This window comes from Nostoc sp. NMS7 (genome assembly GCF_017115085.1).
Classification (GTDB): Bacteria; Cyanobacteriota; Cyanobacteriia; order Cyanobacteriales; family Nostocaceae; genus Nostoc.
In genome coordinates this window covers 24795-46051 of record NZ_JABXKJ010000227.1, presented here as the reverse complement: position 1 = coordinate 46051, position 21257 = coordinate 24795, and the positions used below count along the sequence as shown (strand labels likewise).

Below are 21257 nucleotides of genomic sequence, written 5' to 3'. Positions count from 1 at the left end.
TAACATCAAATGAACAATAAAGATAAAGGAATCAATTCATGCCTTATACAAACGAAGAAGGCGGTCTTCTGAATAATTTTGCCCGGGAACCAAAGATTTATCAAGGAGAACCTCCCACGGAAGGGCAAAAGCGAACTTATATCTTACTAGGAATCGTCGCTACAGCTTTGGTTGGCGGCTTGATTCTAGTCGCCTTCTTTGTTTCCCAGATTAGTCCAGCCTAAAACAATTTAATAAAATTTAATCTTTATAGTTTTTCAGGTTCCGATTTTAAAAGGGGCCTGCTTTTTTATTTTTTGTTAAAATTGAATTAGCAATTAAAGTATAATTACATACTTTGTTATTCTTCTAGACCTGAAGGCTCAATTTAGGGATTTCCAAATAAAAAAATACTCAACTACTTCTTGTGGGGTGGGCATCTTGCCCGCCTTTGGCTACGGGCGCTCATGTTGCCCACCTCACAAGATTGGATAATTTATTTGTTGGAAGTCCCTTATCCTGAGCCGCATAACATCCACCTTAAAAATCATTTTAATTATGAGTTTAACCCACTTGGATGCGCCCAGAAAGGTGATACATACTGTGTTTTGGCTCTTTAGCCACCATGAGCGTGAATGAGACTGCACACAACGATAATTTTGCTTGGAATCGGCAAGTATACCACCGTCTGAAACTTGCCCTAAGTCTTGGCTTACGACGACAACTTTTTTTAGCTGTATGTGATGATTTACATCTGAGGAATCAAGTAGCAGCCCGTTTGCATTCTACATTGGCTTATCCTGTTGGACAAGTACTATATCAGTCATCAAATGCCCAGGAAAATAGCACTCCAGCTTATCCGCGATTAGTGACGTTGCGTTTGCATTTAAACGATCCCAATCCCATCGTTCAGATAAATCAATGGTTGGCAAATTATCCACCGCCAATTGTTGGGGCATTAAAAGATACCCCAGGAAGACCTTTTCCCATACCAGCATTTCAGATTGTCGGCGTTGAGCAGCTAACCAAGCAACCAGTCGCAATACAACGGCTATTTTTGCACTATCTCCGCTTAAGCGAGCAATATTTCTCTCCACAAGAATCCAGCCGATTTCTAGAATCTAACTTGCTGTTGTGGATACCGCGTCCTTGGTTATCTGCTATCAAGCAATCAGCACCACAGTTTTGGCGTTGTCGGACTGGCGTATTTGTATTTGCTGGAGAACCCACACCAGCGACTCAGAATTCTGGCTATCGAGAACGTTTTTCTCGTTCCAGAAGCTTGGATTTAGAGAATGTTGAGCAGTCGATTCTAGATGAATCAGTTAATCAAGCAGAACTCAGAACCGCAGCCAGCGAGTTAAATTTTCAGAATAATTCCGATTTTCCGGCAGGAACACAAGTACACAAAACCCAAGAAGCTTCGCCGTCAACAGGGGATTTCTTGAAGACTGTACCACAACAGCAGCAATCTACTAATAGGTCTGTTAGTGGGAATAATAATCAATCGCTGGCTTCTTTATCTCATATTAGTAGCGAGTTAACGGAGCTAGTAATCGCAACAATTAACACAAATATTGCTCAAGATACAGAGGATTACTTACAACCGCAGCAAATTTTGCTGGAGATTGAAGAATTACATTCACAGCAAGTTCCAGGGGAGATTTTGGCAGAAGCTTATCATCGCTTGGGCACCTTATACCGCCTTCGCATTGAGCAAGGATCAACCCTAGAAAACCTGATGGTGGCAATTATTGCCTATCAGGAGGCAATTAGCTATGACGAAACCTCACCGCAACTCCCAGATATCTTAAATGATTTGGGTACACTCTACTGGATGCTATACCGCACACCACCCAATTCTGAGGAGGGACTAACTTATATAGAGCAGGCTATAGAATTTTATCAGTTGGCGTTAAAGATGATTTCGCCTCAGATACATTCGGAAACTTACGCTCGTGTGCAAAATAATTTGGGGACGGCTTATGGTGATTTAGCTCGTTTTTCTCAGCCATCTGAAAATTGGCAGCAAGCAATTTTAGCTTACAGTGAAGCACTTAGCTACCGTACAGCCGATATGGACTCATTAAAGTATGCGGCTTGCCAGAATAATTTGGGTACTGCTTACTGGCATCTAGGGCAATATAATCAACCGATTGTGCATTTCAAGAAAGCGATCGCAGCTTACAATGAAGCACTTGTACACTACAACCCCGAAGAGGAACCGCTTAAGTATGGCATGATTCAAAATAACATCGGCACTGCCTGTTGGAATCTGGCACAATACGAACAACCTGCCCAAAATCTCCAGCTAGCTATAGATGTCTACAGCGAAGCTCTTAAATATCGCACTCCAGCTAATGTTCCCAGCGCCTGTGCCGCTACACAAAATAATCTGGGTACTGCTTACTGGCATTTAGCAAACCTATCTCAAACAACTAAAGAGGCACGCCAAAAGTATCTGCAACTATGCATCAGCGCTTATGAAGAAGCCATAGCCTTGGCTCATTCACTTAGCGGTATTACTTTAAGTTTTGATTTATTTGCCTCTTATAATAATCTGGGACTAGCCCATTATCAGCTAGTAATAGATAAGTCTTTTAATGGCGACAGAGCAACACATTCTCAACACTTAGAAGTAGCATTAGATAACCATTTGCAAGCCTTAAACGGATTAATTAAACAACCAGAGGCTTATCAAATAACCTTCAATTATTTGGTGAGAACTATTCGGGCTTTTCATAATGAATTAGGGATACAAGGACAAAATCTGGCTTTATCTAAAGTCCCTAGTCAGTTGTTGCCAGAGATTTTGTCAAAGTTATAAAGCATAATTTAAAAATACTTGCTCTGTAACGTATGCGGAAAACTTCTTTATTCTTCCCGCTTCTTTATCAAGTCTTGATATAGCAATCCTAAATCATTCGTGAAAACTTAGAACCCCGACTTCTCAAAGAAGTCGGGGTTCTGGACACCAATAATTTTCATAAATCAGATAGGATTGCTATATCTTTTCATCCATATAAATTTTTAATTAAAATATTTATATATATATAAATATTTTATAAAAAGTACAATAAAATATTGGTGTATTTTCCGTAAATTTACAAACGTAAACTGAAGACATAGGTCTCTGCTAAACTTTATTGAAAGCGGCGGGAAACTCCATCCCCTCCCTAAGGGACGCTACGCGAACGTGGGTGGAGAGGGATAGCACAACGGCCGCGCTCAGTGACCACCGCCCCGCCCCTTTAGTCATTAGTCATTAGTACTAATAACTAATGACTAATAACTCCATCCCCTTGTGGGTGGAGTTTTTTATACTTGTTGATGGCAATTGAATAAATTTTAACCTAGCAGAAGAATTGCTGCGATCGCAGCAAAATCTATTGTCAATAACCCGCTATTGAATTGTCACAAAGAAAGCGAAAATCTTTCCCAAGTCCTAGCAAATTAATCTAGAATGGAAGCAAGAGTTCGCAGTCAGCCCATCCGCCTCTATTCAGTGGTGTAGTATGTGGACGTAAACAATGAAACAACTCTGGAAACTATTAAACCTATTTTGCGTCATCTGAGTATCTCATCCCCTATTTGGTGACGCACATTAACAGGATACAAATTTTGAGGAACGATATCCTCGATGAGCGTAGCTGCAACAAATGCTCTCCGTCATCTAAGCACAGAATTTTATTAATTCATAACGAATCTAGCGCTCAACCTTTGCGTCCCTCTGGGCTTGACTTTGCGTAGCCTTCTCCTTCGGAGACGCTACGCGAACGGCAACCCGCTTCTGTACGAGATGCTCCGCGAACGCGTCTACCTCTGCGTTTAAAAAAGCTACGAACTTATGCAAAGCCGTACTAAGCATATTCACCTTCGGAATACGCCTATAGATAGGTTCAAAAACAATTAGAAACAATGCCAGTGAATCCTCGTCATTACAGACATCAGATACATAAAGGTTAACCTCTTATGACTCGCCTACATCAATGGAAATCTCGAACTGCTGCACTTATGGCAATGGCCGTTACTACAAGCGTCATTAGTCCTCTATTCAGCTTGACTCCTGCTAATGCTCAATATAGAATTGGGCAAGACAGAATTGGGCAATATGGAAACGTTACTATTCCTTCCGGGGTTGCTTTTCCTGTCACCTACGAAAAAGAGACAATTACTATTGCTCCTGGAGAAACTAAATCTCTAACCTTGAGAATAGCGAACGACATTATCGACAAAAATAGAAATGTCTTAATTCCTGCTGGTACTAAAGTAATTGGACAGCTAGAATCTGTTGACTTAAATAGTTATTCAAGAGATACAGATGATAACAAAGGAAAAGGTGTGCGGTTTGTAGCTCAAGAATTAGAATTTTCCAATGGTCAACGTCAGTCGATTAATGCAACTTCTCGGACATACACCAGAACTGAAAGAGTTACACAGGGTCCCAGCACAAATCAGGTTTTAACTGACGCAGCTATTGGTGGGGGTGCTGGTCTTTTAGGTTCACTAATTACTGGCAACCACAGAATTGACGATTTAAAACCTGTTATTGGTGCGGGTGCGGGTGCGGGTGCGAGTATCCTGTTGCGGAAAAAACAAGTAAATGCCTTTGTCCTCAGACCTGGACAGGATTTGAAGCTGACACTGAATTCTAACTTGAATTTAGTACCACCATCCCGCTACTAGATTTTACTCAATTTAAGTCGTGACTTTAATCACTCATGATCGGCGATCGCCATTTTAATTCTAGTGTGCGATCGCCTTCATTTTTAACCTGAAAAAATTCTATTTTCCAGCAACTATTCTATCTCTGCATCGTCTAATCGGTATCTATATTTATTGGAATACTTATTTTGCATTATCGGGAGCTAAGAAAGTCGGCTCTATGGTATTCTGTATCCAAAAGAATATTCAAAATTCCGGAATATTCTGATATTTTTATTGAAGAGTGCCGATAAAGGAGTATTGTGTTGTGGTAATTCAAGGTTTGAGTTTAAGCGCATATCTGGCAATTCCCGTGGCGTTAAGTCTTTTGGCTGGGGGAGAAAGGATAAAAGTATCTTTAGTTAAAAACCTCCATCAGGTATCCACTAACAAGGAAATGACCCTATCCAGCCGCGAGCTAATCAGCACTGCCGCGACTCCGAAAACATACTATGTTAGTGGTACTGGAAACGACCAAAATAGTGGACTTTCTTCCTCATCTGCCTTTAGGACAATTCAAAAGGCAGCAGATTTGACTAACCCCGGCGATACAGTATTGATTATGAACGGAGTTTACACAAATTTACCCCAAGCTGGGGCTGTAGTAAATATTAAACGTTCTGGAACTGCAAAAGCATGGATTAAGTATAAAGCATATCCTGGGCATTTCCCAAAAATTCAGCACAATACATGGAACGGGATCGCGGTTTCAAGTGGAGCTTCATATATTGAGATAAATGGGCTGGAGGTGATTGGAAACAATGCCAATATAACCCTTGATTATGCGATGAGTCAGAAGACTAACAAAACAAACCGACTGACAAACGGAAGCTGCATAAATATTGACGGACGAACCAATGGTCATGTTCATCACATCCGTGTTCTGAACAACAAAGTGCATGACTGTGGAGGAGGAGGTATCGGAGCAATGGAGGCTGATTATGTGACAATAGATAATAACGTGGTGTTCAATAATGCCTGGTACAGCATTTATGGTTGCAGTGGTATTTCGATGTTGAGCAATTGGAATTTTGACAACAACCAGGGATATAAGATGTTGATTACCAACAACAAAAGCTACAATAATCGGATGTACATCCCTTGGATTGCAGTCGGAAGGATCACAGACGGAAACGGCATTATTATCGATAGTTCAAAAAATCCTAATAACCCCAAAATGGGTGTATATAAAGGACGTACTTTAGTTAAAAACAATCTGACATTTAATAATGGTGGTTCAGGGATTCATGCCTTTTTTAGCGCGCATGTTGATATTGTAAATAACACTGCGGTTTTAAATAATCAGAGTCCCGAAATTAAAGGTGGGCAAATATATGCTCATACATCAGATGATGTCAAAATTATAAATAACATTCTCTATGCTTTTCCTGGCAAGGATATTAATACTAACACTAACAATAAAAATGTTATTTATGATTATAATATCTACATGAATAGTTCTAAGATAAGTGTTAAGGGTCCTCATGATATTGTTGCAGACTCACAGTTTTTAAGTAAGCATCCCACTCTAAAAAAAATATCTGACGATTGGAAATCGCGGCTAGAGAAACAAGATCCGCCAACGCGGACTTATGTAGAGTCTAAGTCAGGAGGTTTTGCTTGTGGGCCAGTGAGTTATCGTTTGCAAGATAAACTGATCAAGGTGGGATGCTCCCTGCAATCTTTGGCTCAAGTTGCTTTTTCTGATGTTTCGTCTAACTATTGGGCGGCACAATTTATTCAACAATTGTCCCAGCAAGGTGTAATTGCTGGATTTCCTGATGGTAGCTTCCGCCCTGAAGAACCGGTGACACGCGCTCAATTTGCCGCTATGGTCAACAAAGCTTTTCCAAAAGCACAGCAACGGCAGCCAATCAATTTTACTGATGTGCCCAGCAAGTATTGGGCATTCAGTGCGATTGAGCAAGCTTATACCATTGGTTTCTTATCAGGTTATCCTAGAAATCGCTTTGAGCCTAACCAAGTTATTCCCCGCGAACAGGTTTTGGTTTCTCTGGCTAACGGTCTGAAATATACTCCTGGCGGCAATACCGAAAGCACTCTCCAATATTTCAACGATGCCTCTAACATCGCTAGCTATGCCCGTAGCCCGATCGCCGCAGCAACTCAGAAGCAAATTGTGGTCAACTATCCGAATGTGAAGTTGCTGAATCCAACTGCAACTGCTACACGGGCGCAGGTAGCAGCTTTTATCTATCAGGCGTTGGTTAGTTCTAATCAAGCCTCAGCAATTAACTCGCCCTACGTTGTGTCAAACGTCAGCAATTAACTCGCATTAGGGACTGACAATTAACAATTCAAAATTCAAAATTCAAAATTAAAGACATTTCAGACGAAGAGAAGTGCCTTGCGGGGGTTCCCCCCGTTGTGGCAACTTCGGGGGATTTAAACCCCGACTGAAATGGGTGCTACATGTAGATTGCAGGTTCTTAAACCCTTTGATTTACGATAAAAAAATACTCAACTACTTATTGTGGGGTGGGCGACACGAAGTCCCTTAGCCAGAGGCAGGCTTTTCAGCCTACCCTAGAAGATTGGACAATTTAGATGAAAAAATGGATTTGGCTGATGCTGTTGGTACTGATGGCAATTGCTGTGGTGGGTAGCAGAGGTAGCACGTTTTTTCAACAGCGTTCGTTACCAGCAATTGTTGAGATTATACCAGTGAAAACACCGCAATCACAGGCAGAGTTAAAGAAAGTTGACAGTGCGCCGCAAGTGTCTGCTGACAAGCTGTTAAACCATATCCAAAAGTTGAATTTTCAGCGCTACACAACAAAAGAGCGATCGCTTACTCGTACTTACATCACAACTGAACTGAGAAAATTAGGCTGGAAGCCCAAATTGGAAAAGTTCTCTGAAGGTGTAAATATTTTTGCCGAACGCCCAGGAACTAACAAAGCCGCTAAAGCAATTCTCGTAGGAGCGCATTATGATACTGTTGCCTTATCCCCTGGTGCTGATGATAACGCCAGTGGTGTAGCTGTGGTGCTGGAAGTCACGCGGTTACTCGGTTCCCGTCCCACATCACGGACGTTACAGCTAGCTTTTTTTGACAAAGAGGAAGCAGGACTTTTGGGTAGTCGGGCTTTCGTTAGCAAGACAGCACGCTTGCAAAACTTGGGCGGAGCGATTGTTATGGATATGGTGGGTTATGCTTGTTACACTTCTGGGTGTCAAAAATACCCTACCGGATTGCCTGTTACCCCACCTAGCGACAAGGGCGACTTTTTGGCAGTAGTCGGTGATACAGAACATTTGCCTTTATTGAATGCCTTTCAAAACTCACAAATGCTCCCTTCAACCGCCCAGAATAAACAGGAATCAATGCCAGCAATCCTAACAGTACCAATTCCTTTTAAAGGTTTACTCACACCAGACACCCTACGCAGTGACCATGCGCCATTTTGGTATCAGGGCGTGGGTGCTGTGCTGGTGACAGATACCGCAAATTTACGTACTCCCCACTATCATAAACCTAGCGATGTTCCAGCAACTATCGAGCGATCGTTTTTCACAGGAGCAGCACAGATTATAGTCAATACTACTACTGCCTTGTTAGAGAAAAGCGAGGTTTTGGAAACTCAACCACCAAGCTGATGCTTAAACGCTTCATTAATAAGATATAGAGATTTACTGGTATTGCAAGTAGTGAAAGCTTACAAAAGCGTTTCTCGTTTTATCATGCCATTGGAATTGAATACAACTTGATTTGGGATGATTTTCCATGATACTCTAGATTTGAATTATAAACTACGGTTTACTGATAGGTTTATAGTAGTTTTAATAACATACTGCATTTTTCATTTGAATTAGCCATAGTTGGCACAAGTAATTCTAAATTTTTGAGAATTCTAATTACGTAGCTTGCTTTTGGGTAGCTGTACTACTACGAATCACTTTTCCATACATTAAGAACCGATATGACTAGCACAATTTCTTTTGACCGAGTGTCTGATATTTACGATGCGACAAGGGGATTTCCACCAGGGGTTTCTGAGCAAGTGACGGACTTTATCCTCAATCTAGTTTCACCAACAGCAGAGCTCAATGGCGAGTTAAAGATACTGTGGGTAAATTGCTAGAAAACCAAGAAAACAAAATCCAAAGTGCAGCTTGGAGTATTCCTGATCAGATATTTGCTCGTGCCATTCAAGACTTGCGAGAGTGGGCTTTGCAACGCTACGGTTCACTGGATTACATTTTGCTCCAAGAACGTCAGTTCAAAATTGTTGTGGTACGCGATTGGGCTTATAGGTCTTAAACCAATTCGCAATTGGCAATTACGTTTTGTGACGGGGATTTAGCTTAGGCATCAAAACTTAAAGCCCTCTTACAAGGACAGGGTTTTAAACCCAATTTTTTGATAATTAGGAATTATGTTCACGAGCTTTTGATTCAGGAAAAGTCAACGTCCAATTATTTTTATCATTGACCTGAAAATACAAACCTTGGAGAATGAGCCGCAGAGTTTTTCGAGTTCTAATAGGTTTCTTTACCAGATAAGTTCCTGGTTCAGCAAAGATATCATCAAAGTTTTGTTTATAACCAAATTGTTTTGAACAATAACTACCAGCACCTTGAACTGTTAACACAAAAAATGGAGATTGTTTGTATTCATCAGGAATCATAAAAATTCCATATACATGGTGACGACCATGCCACGGCTGAACAATAACCTTAGTAGCATATACTTGGAATTTTGGAGTTTTTGATGCGAGAAAAGCCTCGAAATTGCAATCAGAATCATTCACAGGCCACCACAGTGTAATAATACTCAGAGAGAGCAGCGAAATTAAAATATAGGGGAGTCTGCGACGCATAAAGCCAAGAAAAATTGTTGAGGCGGCTGGTAGAATTTGATGAGTAATGATAGTGCAGCTACAGCAGTAAGACTATCGCTCTGCAACACCTCTGGAATAGGTTTTCAGCTGACTCACGCTATCTGGAAAACCTCTCTCTAAATCTCTCTCCTAAAAGGAGAGAGACTTTGAATTTTCTCCCTTCCCGTCGCGGGAAAGGGGTTAGGTTTTTCGTGGGCTTTCCCATACAACGTGAAAAGTCAGGTTCTAAGGGGCAAAAACAAAACATTAAGCGGTTGGGTAAACTTTCCTGTCAAAAAAAATTCTAGTCAAGATATCAGCCCAGAAAAATTGCAGATTGTAGATGCGTAGTTTACCGCCGCAGGCATCGCTTACCCGGTTCTAAAGCTTCGTTACAGTCTTAAACCTAGCTGAGAAACAATTAGGTTTTTGTGGCTATTAGCACTGATTTATGCTCAAATTTTTAGCTGTGATGAATTCTACAATTCGTTGCTTTTGATGATCTTTGTTCACATCAGCAGATATTTTGAACAGATCAGGGCACCACGGAAAGCGAGTCTTCTCCCAAGGGGAGACGATGCCACGCAACGAGCGTCACAGCCCGTACTTCTGTACGAGACCCTTCTCTACGAGACGCTGCGCGAACGGCAAGGTCAGTAACCATCGTAGACATCGCCATCAAGTTCAAGAAAAAATCTGCTTTAATTTCTAGGCAATTAATCAGTAGTAAAACACACAAATATCCGTTATATTTCCGTAAGTAACACTTGGTATAAATATTTATGGGAAGAAGTTGGGGAAATCTTAAGACAGTTTTCATCTATTTGAACCATATCTGTCGTAGGGGCACAGCAATGCTGTGCCCCTACCGCGTGGTCTATTTACCTGAAAATAGCTGTAAGACAGTTGCAGGTATCTTTGGCGCATTGAGCAAAGCCCTTGCCGTAAGCATCGCACTTACACAGTTTGGGGTAAATAGTTCAGCGATCGCAGCTGACACAGTTGTTGTGCGTTTGGGTTTATTTACAGAATCCATCTCTCTTGCTGAGTTGCAAAAGGCTGCAAAAACTGGGGAATTGTCTGGGAGTTTGCAGTCTTACACTAAAGGATTATCTGAAGAACAACGCCGCTTCCTCTTAGGGGCGTTGGCCATGAATGTACCGATAAATGTTGTCACCGTTAATAAGTTAGTTAATACTCAAATTGGTACAAGCATTCTCAATGACTTCGCTACGGCCTTAGTCCGAAAGGACAAAGCTGGAGTACAAGCACTGAGAGCAGGATTGGTATTAGGCTCTACTGCACCAACAGGTCTTTCTATATTGAGTTTTATCGCCGCTTATCCGAGTAAACGCCTAGAAATTGATTTACCACAGGCTTTTATAGTTGCAAGGAGTTTGAATACAGCTTTTTGGCGCACGCAGCAATTTATGCTAGCGATCGCTCCTCAAATCGACCCCAGAACACCGCAGATTGCTTTCCCTTTTGATCCCAGCCAACCAGGAAACGCTCAAGTAAAAATACTCAAATTAAGCCTGAATGACCAAAAGCGCCAACGCCAAATTCCAGTTGATATTTATTGGTCAACTGCTGCAACTGCCAATAAACCCGTAATTGTCCTTTCTCACGGCTTTGCATCAGTCCGCACGGACTTGCGTTACCTAGCAGAACATTTAGCATCCCACGGTTATGTAGTAGCAGCTTTAGAACATCCCGGTAGTAACCAGGCAAATACTAACTCAGCATTACAAGGCAAAACCAGAGTTATGAAGCCTCATGAGTTTTTGGATCGCCCTCAAGATATTAGTTTTGTCCTCGACGAATTAGAAAAGCTCAACCAAACGCCTAATAATCCCCTGCAAGGGAAACTTGCAACCAGGAACGCGATGGTTATTGGACATTCTTTTGGTGGTGGTACAGCTTTAGAAATTGCTGGAGCAGAGTTACAACTAGAACGACTCAAACAACGCTGTAAAAAGAACTTGACTAGCTTCAGTGAGGGAGAAGTTATGCAGTGCATCGCTCAAGAACTACCAGAAAATAGCTATCAACTACGGGATAGCAGAATAAAACAGGCGATCGCTCTCAATCCGACAACTTCTCTGATGTTTGGCGAAACTGGGTTAACTAAGGTGCAAGTTCCTACCCTAGTGTTAGCAAGTTCCGCAGATAAAACCACCCCAGCTTTAACTGAACAAATTGCCGGATTTGAAAAAATCCCATCCCCAAAATGGCTAGTTGGTATAGTTGGGGGTACTCATCTGAGTGTAAAAGACCCCAGTACCACTTTGGATCAGATAGGACAACCAAATACACCCATTAGTGGCGGTGAAGTTGTGGGTGAACAAGCAGCTGATGTTCGCAAGTACGTTAAAGCTATAGCTTTGGCCTTTGCTGCACAGATGACTCCAGAAGCTAAAAACTACGCTATCTTTCTGACATCAGATTATGCCCAATTTGCTTCGACTGCGGCATTTCCATTTCGCCTAATTACACAGATTCCTCCTGATGCTATGGCAGTGGTGAAAGAATTTGTTGAGAAATAAGGGACTGACAATTAAAAAATATCCAATTTTATCAGGGAGCCAGTGCCTTGTCCAGAGTTGTCTGAGTGTCGGTTTTCGACGCTCAATGACTCGTTGGCGCAGCCCGCCACAGCGAAAACTTGGAGCCTCAGTTTCGGAGGCTCCAAACTTTTCAAGACAGGCATCAGAACTTCTCCTTCCCTTTATATATAAACTTTAATTATATAAAATTCTCCTAACTTGATATTCAACTCATATTTGCTATTAAAACAATACTAAATTTTTATATTTAAAAGAACTCTTTACACATAAACTTTATAATATTTTGAATAAAAATATTATAAAGTTTATGTGTAAAAAAAGTAGGAGCATTTGCTGGATAATACATACACACATATTGTATCTAAAATGTCAAAAATAAATAAACACAAGTTGCTTGGTACGAAAATATGCTTGTGTATTTCTTGGCGTAAATTTATTTAAGTTTAGGAAAATACTAGAGCATTTTTATCTGCTACAAGCCACAGATAAGGGACTGACAACAAATAAATTATCCAATATTGTGGGGTGGGCTGCGTTCGATGGTTCCTGAGCTTGCCTGCCCTGAGCCTGTCGAAGGTCGAAGGACTGAGCGCTCACGCCGAAGTCTTGCCCCCCTTTGACTAGGGGCGGGCGAGATACCCACCCCATAAAAAGTAGTTGAGTATTTTTTTATTTTTCAGTCTCTAAACCAAAAATCAAAAAATCAAGGCTTGTTTTGTTTACTTAGAGAATAATTAATTTCACTCACATAATATTGTGAAACTAATTTTGGATTCCGAATTAAACAATTATTAAATTTTACTCAAGTTTATGCAACTCTATACAACTCGTGAAATCGAACAACTCCACCAACACGAAAACCTTCCTTACTTAATTGAAATTATGGAGTGGGTAAAAAATTTTTTAGGAAAGCCTCATCCTAACTTGGGAAGACCCGGCGTAGTTTGCCCTTTTGTACCTCACTCTCTCAAGTCAAACAGTATTCGTCTGGCAGTTATTCGCGCAAAAGATTTGTATCCAGAACAAGTAGAAGAGATTGTTGGAGACTACCGAGATATCTTTCTGAGGATGGAAGTTAAAGAGCAGGAATTAGCAATCAATAAAGCTTTTTTACTTATCTTTCCTGATATCCATATAGAAGAAGCTTCTAAACTAATAGATACTGTCCAACAAAAACTTAAACCTTTGTTTGTTGAGTCAGGACTAATGATAGGAGAATTTCATGAACTTAATCAAAGTCCTGGTCTGCACAACCCAAACTTTCGTCCACTTCGTAGCCCTATCCCCTTGTTGGCTATCCGATTTATGGTTGAAGCTGACCTCCCCTTTCTTGATAATCCAGCTAATCCACACTTACGTATTCGGTATCTGGAAGCTTATTTAAAGTGTTTTCGTGATAAATTTACAGATGAAACAAAGTTTAAAAATGCTCATCAAGCATTGGCTTTAGCGAAAGCACAACTTACAACTATTTCCAGGTAAAACTGAAATTCTGACATGACTGGAGAATTAAGCAATGCTTTTTCGAGAAATTGAAAGAGAATGTTTATATTAACGAAAATCGGCGGGAATCCCATCCCAACAAGAGGAGTGTCCGGAATAGCCGCCCGCCTTTCCATTGTCATTAGTTATTAGTCATTGGTCATTGGTACTAATGACTAATGACTAATGACTTCGATTTACCCCCGGCTTGAAGCCGGAGCATGAGTCAACCACCTCAAACCCTTGCTGCTTGGCAGTAGGGGTTGTGAGTTGATTTGCAAGAATTGTGGGTATTCGACCAGACATGATATGATACCTATTCTAGTAATAATGTGGCTATTTTTTTGTTCTAATAGTAAGCATATAAACTTTCTGTCTTGCTAACATTAAGCATTACTAATACTCTTTCAGGGCTGGTGATATGCAAGTCTGCTAAAACTTCATCAAAAAAATTAGTAGAGACGTTGCAATGCAATGGGGTAAGCAAGTTCATGGTAAGTAAGCGGCTCTAGCCTTTTAAATTGAGCGATTTATCGCTCACTACGAACCACTAGTTGATATTTTCAAGTGAAGTCTATTTTGACAAAACAGGGAAACGCTCATGCTACCAAGTAATAGAGAAAACTTCCAAAAAGACAAACTAAAGTTTGTTTCTTTTGAACTTCCGTCTGCGCTTAAATCGTTGAATTTCTCTTGTTTCGTTATCGGAGAAAGCTTATCTTTTTTTGGGTCTTGGATGACTCAAATTGCTTTAGTATGGTTAGTTTATCAATTAACTAATTCGGCTGTATTAGTGGGTGTGGCTGGATTTACAAATCAAGCTACGGGTTTGATTATTACACCTTTGGTAGGAGTATTGCTAGATCGGTGGAATTTACGATATGTCCTATTAACTACTCAGCTAGTTTCTATTGTGCTATCTTCTACCCTAACTTTTCTAACTCTTAGTGGTAACATCAATGTTGCATGGATTATTGCCCTTGGCACGCTTCAGGGAACGGTAAAAGCTTTCGATTTACCAGCCCGTCAGGTAATTATTCCCAGACTTTTGGATAAGAAATCAGATACTTATAGTGCGATGGCTTCCCATTCATTTTTGATTAATACAGCGAAGTTTGTTAGTCCGATGATTGCGGGCTTACTGATTGCTCGATCTGGTGCAGCTTCCTGTTTTTTAGTAGATAGTATTAGTTATCTACCATTTGTATCTGCAATCTTAACTGTCAAAATCAACCCAGTTATAAATAATTCATCTACTCAAAAATCAGAAATTTGGAAAAACCTGAAAGAAGGGTTTGTTTACGCATACGAATTTCTGCCAATTAAATATTTATTATTCTTGCAAATAATTATCTGTTTTATGGGAATGACTCACGTCAATTTAGTCCCCATTTTTGCCCAAGAAGTTTTGAAAGGTAACGCTGAAACTATGGGTTTTTTGATGACAGCTTCGGCTCTTGGTTCTATAGTTTCAGGTATTTATCTGATCTCTAGAAAAAATGTTATAGGATTGGGAAAAATTATAGCAAGTTCTGCCGCAATTTTAGGTTTAGGTTTAATAGTTTTTTCTCGCTTAACCAATTTAGAGATTTGTCTAGTATTCATGTTTATCATCGGCATGAATAATAGTCTAACTTTGGCTTCAATTAATAACTTTATGCAATCAATTCTTCTTGAGGAAGATAAAAGAGGTAGAGTAACTAGTATATTTACAACTGGTTTCTTAGGAATCTTGCCTTTTGGCAATTTATTTTTCGGAGCATTAGCAGGTCATCTGGGTGTTACTAATGCTTTATTATTTGGCGGTATTTGTTGTATTTTAGGAGCATATTTCTTTAGTAGACAACTGCCCCAAATAAGAAAGATAGTGCATCCAATTTACGCAGAGTTGGGCTTACTTCCACAGTCCAATAAAGGCTAAATCCGCTTTGATTGGATGTTGTCTGGAAGCGATGTCTACGATGGTCACTGAGCCCTTCGACAAGTGCTACCCTGAGCTTGTCGAAGGGATCAGGGTAATACTTGCTGTTCGCGCAGCGTCTCGTAGAGAAGTGCGGGCTACGCTTACGCCTAATTTTCTCAACTATTTAACTACGTTTCATACCCCATTTTTGCACTTTTCTGATTTCAATTAATCGAAAAATATAATCGACAGCTAAACCCAAAATTGCAATCACCACTAATCCGGCAAATACGCGATCGGTTTGCAGGAAGTAGCGACTGTTATTAATCTGCCATCCCAAACCGCTAGTAGCACCCCCTGAACCAAACACTAACTCAGATGCAATCACGGTGCGCCAACCAAAAGCCCAAGCAGTTCTCAAGCCTGTTAAGATGTGAGGCAATGCAGCAGGGAGCATAATTTATCGAATCAGTCTAAAACCACCACCATTCGATAATTCTTCCCATTCAAATTGTGTTTTGGGAAATTGTTTTTCTAAAATTTGCTGCTGCTTGATGATAAGTAGATTAGCGTAATTAATTCCAGGTTGATAGGCAATTGTTACTTTTTCTGGTGTTTGTGATGCAGTTTGATTACCAGAAGCACAAGCTACAAATACAAACGTCAATAGTGCTAATCCAATCAAGAAACCCCACGTTCTAAATCTCTTGAATATCATCATTATTTTCCTTTTGTAAGAGATTTATGTTATTTTCTAAATTAAACGAAAGTATCACACACCTAGTAGCAAAAAACAAGGTCTTTTCAAGCTAGGCTCTCACGGACGCTTTGCCGACAACGAGGGCATGAAAATTTCTCCCCCCCACTCCCCATCTTGCATTGCCGTAATTTCTCCAGGGCTTTCACAATCTTGGTAAGTTTTTTGTAAAAACCTCTTGATTTTCATCACCAGTTGTGAGAAAGTCTGATTTAACATCTATAAAATACGGTAAGTCTATCGATTTACCGTATTTTATGGCTTGAGTGGAAGTAAGTGGTGATTTAGCTGTGCTTTAACCCCGGCAAGATGCTATCAGAATGATTACAACTACAGATGTCTAACAGCCATGTGATCAAGGCATCATACCAGCACTAAATACCTACATGACTTTCAGGAGAATCACCTCCTGTAGAAGTTACCTTGCACAAATTTCATCCCAAATCCGGTGAGATTACCCTGTTTCTCTGGAGGTGGGTGTCTCGTGTGTGGCGCAAAGTTATTCTAACTTTTAGCTGCTCATGACTAGATTTTTGGATTATTTTTTGTCAGTGGAGAACATCTCATGCAAGTAGATCCTAATTCTGATCAAGGTTTCGAGCAAAATGCTCAGGCTAATAACGAAATAGATAAACTGAAACAACCCCGTGTAGCTAGCAAACGTTTTTTTGGTACTCAGGCCAGTAGACGCTCATTTCTCGGTCGCGCTGGTTTGTTTAGTGCCGCTAGCGTTGTTGCAGGCGTTTTAGGTTCACCTTTCTCCTCAAAAAAGGGAGAAGATATTGTACAAGCCCAAGACATAAACAGGCTCCCTAATCGACCTTTCGACTACAAGAGCTTTGTTAATAGAGCTTATCGAGTACGTGTTGAAGCAGCCAGACTTCAACAGAGTGTTCCGATTCCGCCGCATCCGACCAACGGGGATGAGGCGAAGTATGCTAACAAAATTGCGACGGATACACGAGGATTACCCCATAACAAGCTGGGCGAAGTGGATCTGAAGGCTTATCAATCTTTTATTAATGCGTTGAACTCCGAAGATCCCAATGAGTATGAAAAGATCATCCTGGGTGGTAAACGGAAGCTGCTACAACCGCTCGGTCCATTAGCGGTTAGCTTGAGTGGGCTGAATGCGACTCAATTGACAATTCCAGTGCCACCTACCCTCGATAGTGCAGAGCAGGCGGCTGAATTCCTCGAAATTGCTTGGCAACAACTGTTGCAGGATATACCCTTTAGCGAGTTCCACAATAATACAACTAACCCGCTGATTCTGGCAGCAGTTCAGGATCTGAATCGGTTGTCAGCATTCAAAGGGCCTAAACAGAACGGACGGGTTACACCCGAACTCCTATTTCGAGGCACCGCGATTTACGTTAATGCCTCTGGTGCAACGAGTTACTACACGTTACCAGGGGTAGATGTGGGCCCATACGTCTCCCAGTTTTTACTGCGTCCTGTGCCCGCAGGAACACAAAGTTATCTTCAGCTTAACCGTGTTCCCCTAGCTATTCCCGAAAACAGTTTTCAAACCAACTATAACGAGTGGTTGCTGGTGCAAAATGGTGGCGATTCTGGTCGAACGATTAAGTTTGACCCAACCCCTCGCTACTTTATCAACGGGCGCGACCAGTCAGAGATTGCCCACACGCCACCACCCGTCTATACAAATGCTGCTCTAATTCTACTCGCCAAGCCAGCCCTTGATAACCTCCTAGCTGGTGGCGTTGGCTCACCTTACAATCCCGGTAATCCTTATAACAACTCCAAGACCCAAGCGAGTGGTTCTGCGACATTTGGTCCAGGGTATTCACAATCTATCATCTCTTGGGTTAGTCCACATGCAATCAGAGCAGCTTATTGGCAGAAGTACTATGTTCACCGTCGTCTGCGAGCAGAGGCTTATGGTGGGTTGGTTCACAACAACAAGGTGAATAAAACAAACTATCCGATTCACCCCGATGTTTTCCAGTCAGAAGCACTTGATCGCTTCTTCAGCAAAAACAAATCCTATCTGCTACCGCAAGCTTTTCCTGAAGGGGCACCATTCCACTCTTCTTATCCAGGGGGCGCTTCGGTGTCCGCAGGTGCCAGTGTCACGGTTTTGAAAGCACTATTTGATGAGAATTATGTGATTCCGAATCCGGTGGTACCCAATCCCAAAGATCCCACCCAGTTGATTCCCTATCAAGGCCCACTGCTGACCGTGGGCGGCGAATTGAACAAACTGGCGGCAAATATTGGCTTGGGTCGTGATAGTGCTGGGATTCACTGGCGCACAGATGCAGCAGCGTCGTTGGCCCTTGGCGAAGCGATCGCCATCAGCATTCTTAAGGATGAAAAGCTAACGTTCCGCGAAAAATTTCAAGGTTTCACATTCACCAAATTTAATGGTACAAGAGTCACCATTTGAAGTGGTTATAAGTTGATGTGCAGCTAAATTGCATAACACGAAAACCCAAAAATATTGTAGTGCGGGCATCTTGCCCGCGTTTAATATACAAATTAAATACGCAACAGCTGATCATGCCTAATCTTCGGAAATTTTACTTGCGATGCCTGCGGAGGTCACTGAGCCAAGCCGAAGTGCGGGCTGCGCCTACGCACTTTCTACTCTTAGGCATAGTTTTAGCGATTGCGCTCTTCATCTACGCACCACAACCGCCTAACGCAAAAAGTACAGTATCAGCACTAGAAACATCACAGGACATAGAACTAGCGAAAAAAGTAGGCAAAGAAATTATTGCTGCTTGTCCCATTGTCACAGATGTTAAGAATTTAGCTGCCTACGACTCATGCGCCCAAAAACTCTCTAAGCTAAAAACCCTCCGCGACACTATGAACGCACCATTTTTATGGGGCGCTCAAAGTAAAGTTGGCAACTATAATATCAAAGATAGTCAAACAACTGAATTTGACCCATTTGTTTGGCGTCGCATTTACCTGGCTACCTTTATGTTCAAAGGTGAACCCCAGATTGAACAGGTAAACAACTTAATTGTCATCCACCTTCCGATTCAGTTCCGCAACCACTTTGATATTGGTGCTTATCCTTATCCATTCTGGTACTCATCGAAAAAGTGGGATTCCTACCAGCAAAGTACTGAATTACTTGTGTTTCTGGAGCAAGGAAAGCTTAAAGGAGCGCTGCGTTCAGCTGTGGTTGATCCACAACGCCCGAAGGTAAACTATGCATGGGACGGTAAGTGGATTTGGACTGATGCTCATGGCAAGCAGCCCTATGTGACACTCTATACCCGTTTATTTTCTCCATCTAACCCACACGTCGCCAAAGTTGATGCTGCTTATCGTGCATTTGAGGCCAAGCTGCGGCAGAATGCTTGTGTTGTCTGCCACAGTCCTGACAACGCCAGCAAGCAGAATCCCCTATTAATCCTGAGTTATCCCAATCAGGCACTCTCTTTACGGCATGAAACTGTGCGCCAAATCAAAGAGAAACGGATGCCTCCTCCGGCTGGTATTGTTGATGATCAAGAGCGACAACAGCTGATTCAACTCGCCCAGGCATTTGCCCAAGCAGGTGACAAGGCTCTGGCTTACGAAGGTGAAAAAATAACTTCTGGAAAAAACTAATACCAACAAAAGTAGTTGTGTCTCTTGGCGTTTTCAGAGGCGATCGCAGCTTTTAAACTGCTTAATTTTGAAAAAAGCGATCGCCATGACAGCATTCTTTATCCGAAATTCTTAATCTAATAATTATTATCTCCGGTTATACGATTGAGATACAGTGGTTTATAACTTAGCTTTTGCAAAGTAATCCTTGTAGCTGTGCAATGCTCTGGGAAAATCAATGGTCAAAGATTTATCTGGACTCGAAATTCCTACCGATTCATCAGCAACGGTAGATGCCATCAATAGCTTTGTGGATCAATTGACTTGGTTTAGAACTTTCACAACGTTATCAAAAAGTAGAGCAAACAGTATGACAACATACGTAAATCTCGGAAAAAGTGGACTGAAAGTATCACGTCTGGCTCTGGGTACTATGACTTATGGTTCTCGTAAATTGCGAGAATGGGTGCTGGAAGAAGAAGAGAGTCGCCCCTTTATTCAACTAGCTTTGGAATTGGGGATAAACTTCTTTGACACCGCCGATGTTTACTCTTTAGGTGCCAGCGAAGAAATTTTGGGACGGGCGCTTAAGGATTTTGCAAAAAGAGATCAGGTCGTCATTGCTACCAAAGTCTTTAGTAAAATCGGTGATGGCCCCAATGATCGCGGACTGTCTCGCAAACATATTTTTGACGGCATTGATGCCTCATTACGGCGTTTACAAACAGATTACGTCGATTTGTACCAAATTCACCGTTGGGACTACGAGACACCAATTGAGGAAACCCTAGAGGCGCTGCATGATCTAGTTAAATCAGGTAAAGTTCGTTACTTGGGAATCTCAAGTGTTTACGCATGGCAGTTCGCCAAAGCTCTTTACACGGCTGACAAACACGGCTGGACTCGCTTTGTATCTATTCAAAACCATTACAATTTGGTTTATCGAGAAGAAGAGAGAGAGGTGATACCCTTATCTCTAGATCAAGGAATTGGGATTATTCCTTGGAGTCCTTTAGCGCGGGGCTTTCTGGCGGGGAATCGCAGCAAGGAAAGCTATGGCGAGACACTACGGGCTAAAACTGATGAATTTGCCCACAATCTCTACTATCAAGATTCAGATTTCCAAATAGTCGATCGCGTCGTAGAGTTAGCCCAAAAACGCGGTGTTAAACCAACACAAATTGCCTTGGCTTGGTTATTGCATCAACCGGGTGTGACGGCTCCAATTGTTGGTGCTAGCAAGATAGAGCATCTCAAAGAAGCAGTAGAAGCTGTGGATTTAAAGCTTTCCGATGAAGAACGCAAATTCATTGAAGAACCTTACACACCTCATCCCATCTTAGGACATCAGTACCCATCCGCCTCCAGCAATCGCCCATAGCAATATCTGGTTACTTGGGACTGGGCAACAAGCAAGGGAGCAGAGTTTTCCTCCCTGTCTCTTTCCA

General features: G+C 41.5%; 17 protein-coding genes and 1 pseudogene. 13 read left to right on the top strand and 5 right to left on the bottom strand.

The window, feature by feature from the left end:
- The first annotated feature begins 38 nt into the window (after positions 1-38).
- From HWQ38_RS28040 to HWQ38_RS28010, 7 genes and pseudogenes are all read left to right on the top strand, one after another.
- Entirely contained in the window at positions 39-224 is a 186-nt protein-coding gene (locus HWQ38_RS28040; protein WP_292800451.1) for a ssl1498 family light-harvesting-like protein, read from the top strand.
- 380 nt (positions 225-604) lie between these two features.
- Positions 605-2806, top strand: a complete 2202-nt coding sequence (locus HWQ38_RS28035) for a tetratricopeptide repeat protein (protein WP_292800449.1) — start codon at positions 605-607, stop codon at positions 2804-2806.
- A gap of 1145 nt (positions 2807-3951) precedes the next feature.
- The gene (locus HWQ38_RS28030; RefSeq protein ID WP_292800446.1) at positions 3952-4665 is read left to right on the top strand and encodes a conjugal transfer protein TrbI; all 714 of its coding nucleotides are present in this window, start codon (positions 3952-3954) and stop codon (positions 4663-4665) included.
- A gap of 1672 nt (positions 4666-6337) precedes the next feature.
- Positions 6338-6958 (top strand): annotated as a pseudogene (locus HWQ38_RS28025) (S-layer homology domain-containing protein); the annotation flags it as partial.
- 293 nt (positions 6959-7251) lie between these two features.
- Positions 7252-8304 (top strand): M28 family peptidase, encoded by a 1053-nt coding sequence (locus HWQ38_RS28020; RefSeq protein WP_292800443.1) that lies wholly within the window; start codon positions 7252-7254, stop codon positions 8302-8304.
- Between the two features lie 323 nt (positions 8305-8627).
- Positions 8628-8789, top strand: a complete 162-nt coding sequence (locus HWQ38_RS28015; protein ID WP_292800440.1) for a hypothetical protein — start codon at positions 8628-8630, stop codon at positions 8787-8789.
- Complete coding sequence (locus HWQ38_RS28010; protein WP_292800437.1) at positions 8774-8968, top strand: hypothetical protein; 195 nt, start codon at positions 8774-8776, stop codon at positions 8966-8968. The genes HWQ38_RS28015 and HWQ38_RS28010 overlap by 16 nt, the downstream gene beginning before the upstream one ends.
- A gap of 106 nt (positions 8969-9074) precedes the next feature.
- On the opposite strand, the gene HWQ38_RS28005 is transcribed toward HWQ38_RS28010, so the two are convergent.
- Both HWQ38_RS28005 and HWQ38_RS28000 read right to left on the bottom strand, forming a co-directional pair.
- Positions 9075-9527: a hypothetical protein gene (locus HWQ38_RS28005; protein WP_292800434.1), complete on the bottom strand. Its 453-nt coding sequence runs from the start codon at positions 9525-9527 to the stop codon at positions 9075-9077.
- Between the two features lie 535 nt (positions 9528-10062).
- Positions 10063-10347: a hypothetical protein gene (locus HWQ38_RS28000; protein WP_292800431.1), complete on the bottom strand. Its 285-nt coding sequence runs from the start codon at positions 10345-10347 to the stop codon at positions 10063-10065.
- Positions 10348-10381: 34 nt separating this feature from the next.
- Here HWQ38_RS28000 and HWQ38_RS27995 point away from each other — a divergent pair, with 34 nt between their 5' ends.
- The 3 genes from HWQ38_RS27995 to HWQ38_RS27985 all read left to right on the top strand — a co-directional run bounded on the left by HWQ38_RS27995 (position 10382) and on the right by HWQ38_RS27985 (position 15497).
- On the top strand, positions 10382-12073 hold the full coding sequence (locus HWQ38_RS27995) for an alpha/beta hydrolase (RefSeq protein ID WP_292800429.1): 1692 nt from the start codon (positions 10382-10384) through the stop codon (positions 12071-12073).
- An 831-nt stretch (positions 12074-12904) separates the two neighbouring features.
- Positions 12905-13576 (top strand): DUF6875 domain-containing protein, encoded by a 672-nt coding sequence (locus HWQ38_RS27990; protein ID WP_292800426.1) that lies wholly within the window; start codon positions 12905-12907, stop codon positions 13574-13576.
- A 601-nt stretch (positions 13577-14177) separates the two neighbouring features.
- Complete coding sequence (locus tag HWQ38_RS27985; protein ID WP_292800423.1) at positions 14178-15497, top strand: MFS transporter; 1320 nt, start codon at positions 14178-14180, stop codon at positions 15495-15497.
- A 166-nt stretch (positions 15498-15663) separates the two neighbouring features.
- Here HWQ38_RS27985 and HWQ38_RS27980 read toward each other — a convergent pair whose 3' ends face one another.
- The 3 genes from HWQ38_RS27980 to HWQ38_RS27970 all read right to left on the bottom strand — a co-directional run bounded on the left by HWQ38_RS27980 (position 15664) and on the right by HWQ38_RS27970 (position 16455).
- Positions 15664-15936 (bottom strand): ABC transporter permease, encoded by a 273-nt coding sequence (locus tag HWQ38_RS27980; RefSeq protein ID WP_292800420.1) that lies wholly within the window; start codon positions 15934-15936, stop codon positions 15664-15666.
- Between the two features lie 3 nt (positions 15937-15939).
- On the bottom strand, positions 15940-16200 hold the full coding sequence (locus tag HWQ38_RS27975; RefSeq protein ID WP_292800417.1) for a hypothetical protein: 261 nt from the start codon (positions 16198-16200) through the stop codon (positions 15940-15942).
- A gap of 96 nt (positions 16201-16296) precedes the next feature.
- Positions 16297-16455, bottom strand: a complete 159-nt coding sequence (locus HWQ38_RS27970; protein ID WP_292800414.1) for a hypothetical protein — start codon at positions 16453-16455, stop codon at positions 16297-16299.
- 346 nt (positions 16456-16801) lie between these two features.
- Between HWQ38_RS27970 and HWQ38_RS27965 the strand changes: the two genes are divergently transcribed.
- The 3 genes from HWQ38_RS27965 to HWQ38_RS27955 all read left to right on the top strand — a co-directional run bounded on the left by HWQ38_RS27965 (position 16802) and on the right by HWQ38_RS27955 (position 21190).
- The gene (locus HWQ38_RS27965) at positions 16802-18649 is read left to right on the top strand and encodes a vanadium-dependent haloperoxidase (protein ID WP_292800411.1); all 1848 of its coding nucleotides are present in this window, start codon (positions 16802-16804) and stop codon (positions 18647-18649) included.
- 113 nt (positions 18650-18762) lie between these two features.
- Complete coding sequence (locus tag HWQ38_RS27960; RefSeq protein WP_292800408.1) at positions 18763-19830, top strand: hypothetical protein; 1068 nt, start codon at positions 18763-18765, stop codon at positions 19828-19830.
- A 349-nt stretch (positions 19831-20179) separates the two neighbouring features.
- Complete coding sequence (locus tag HWQ38_RS27955) at positions 20180-21190, top strand: aldo/keto reductase (RefSeq protein WP_292800405.1); 1011 nt, start codon at positions 20180-20182, stop codon at positions 21188-21190.
- Positions 21191-21257 lie beyond the last annotated feature (67 nt).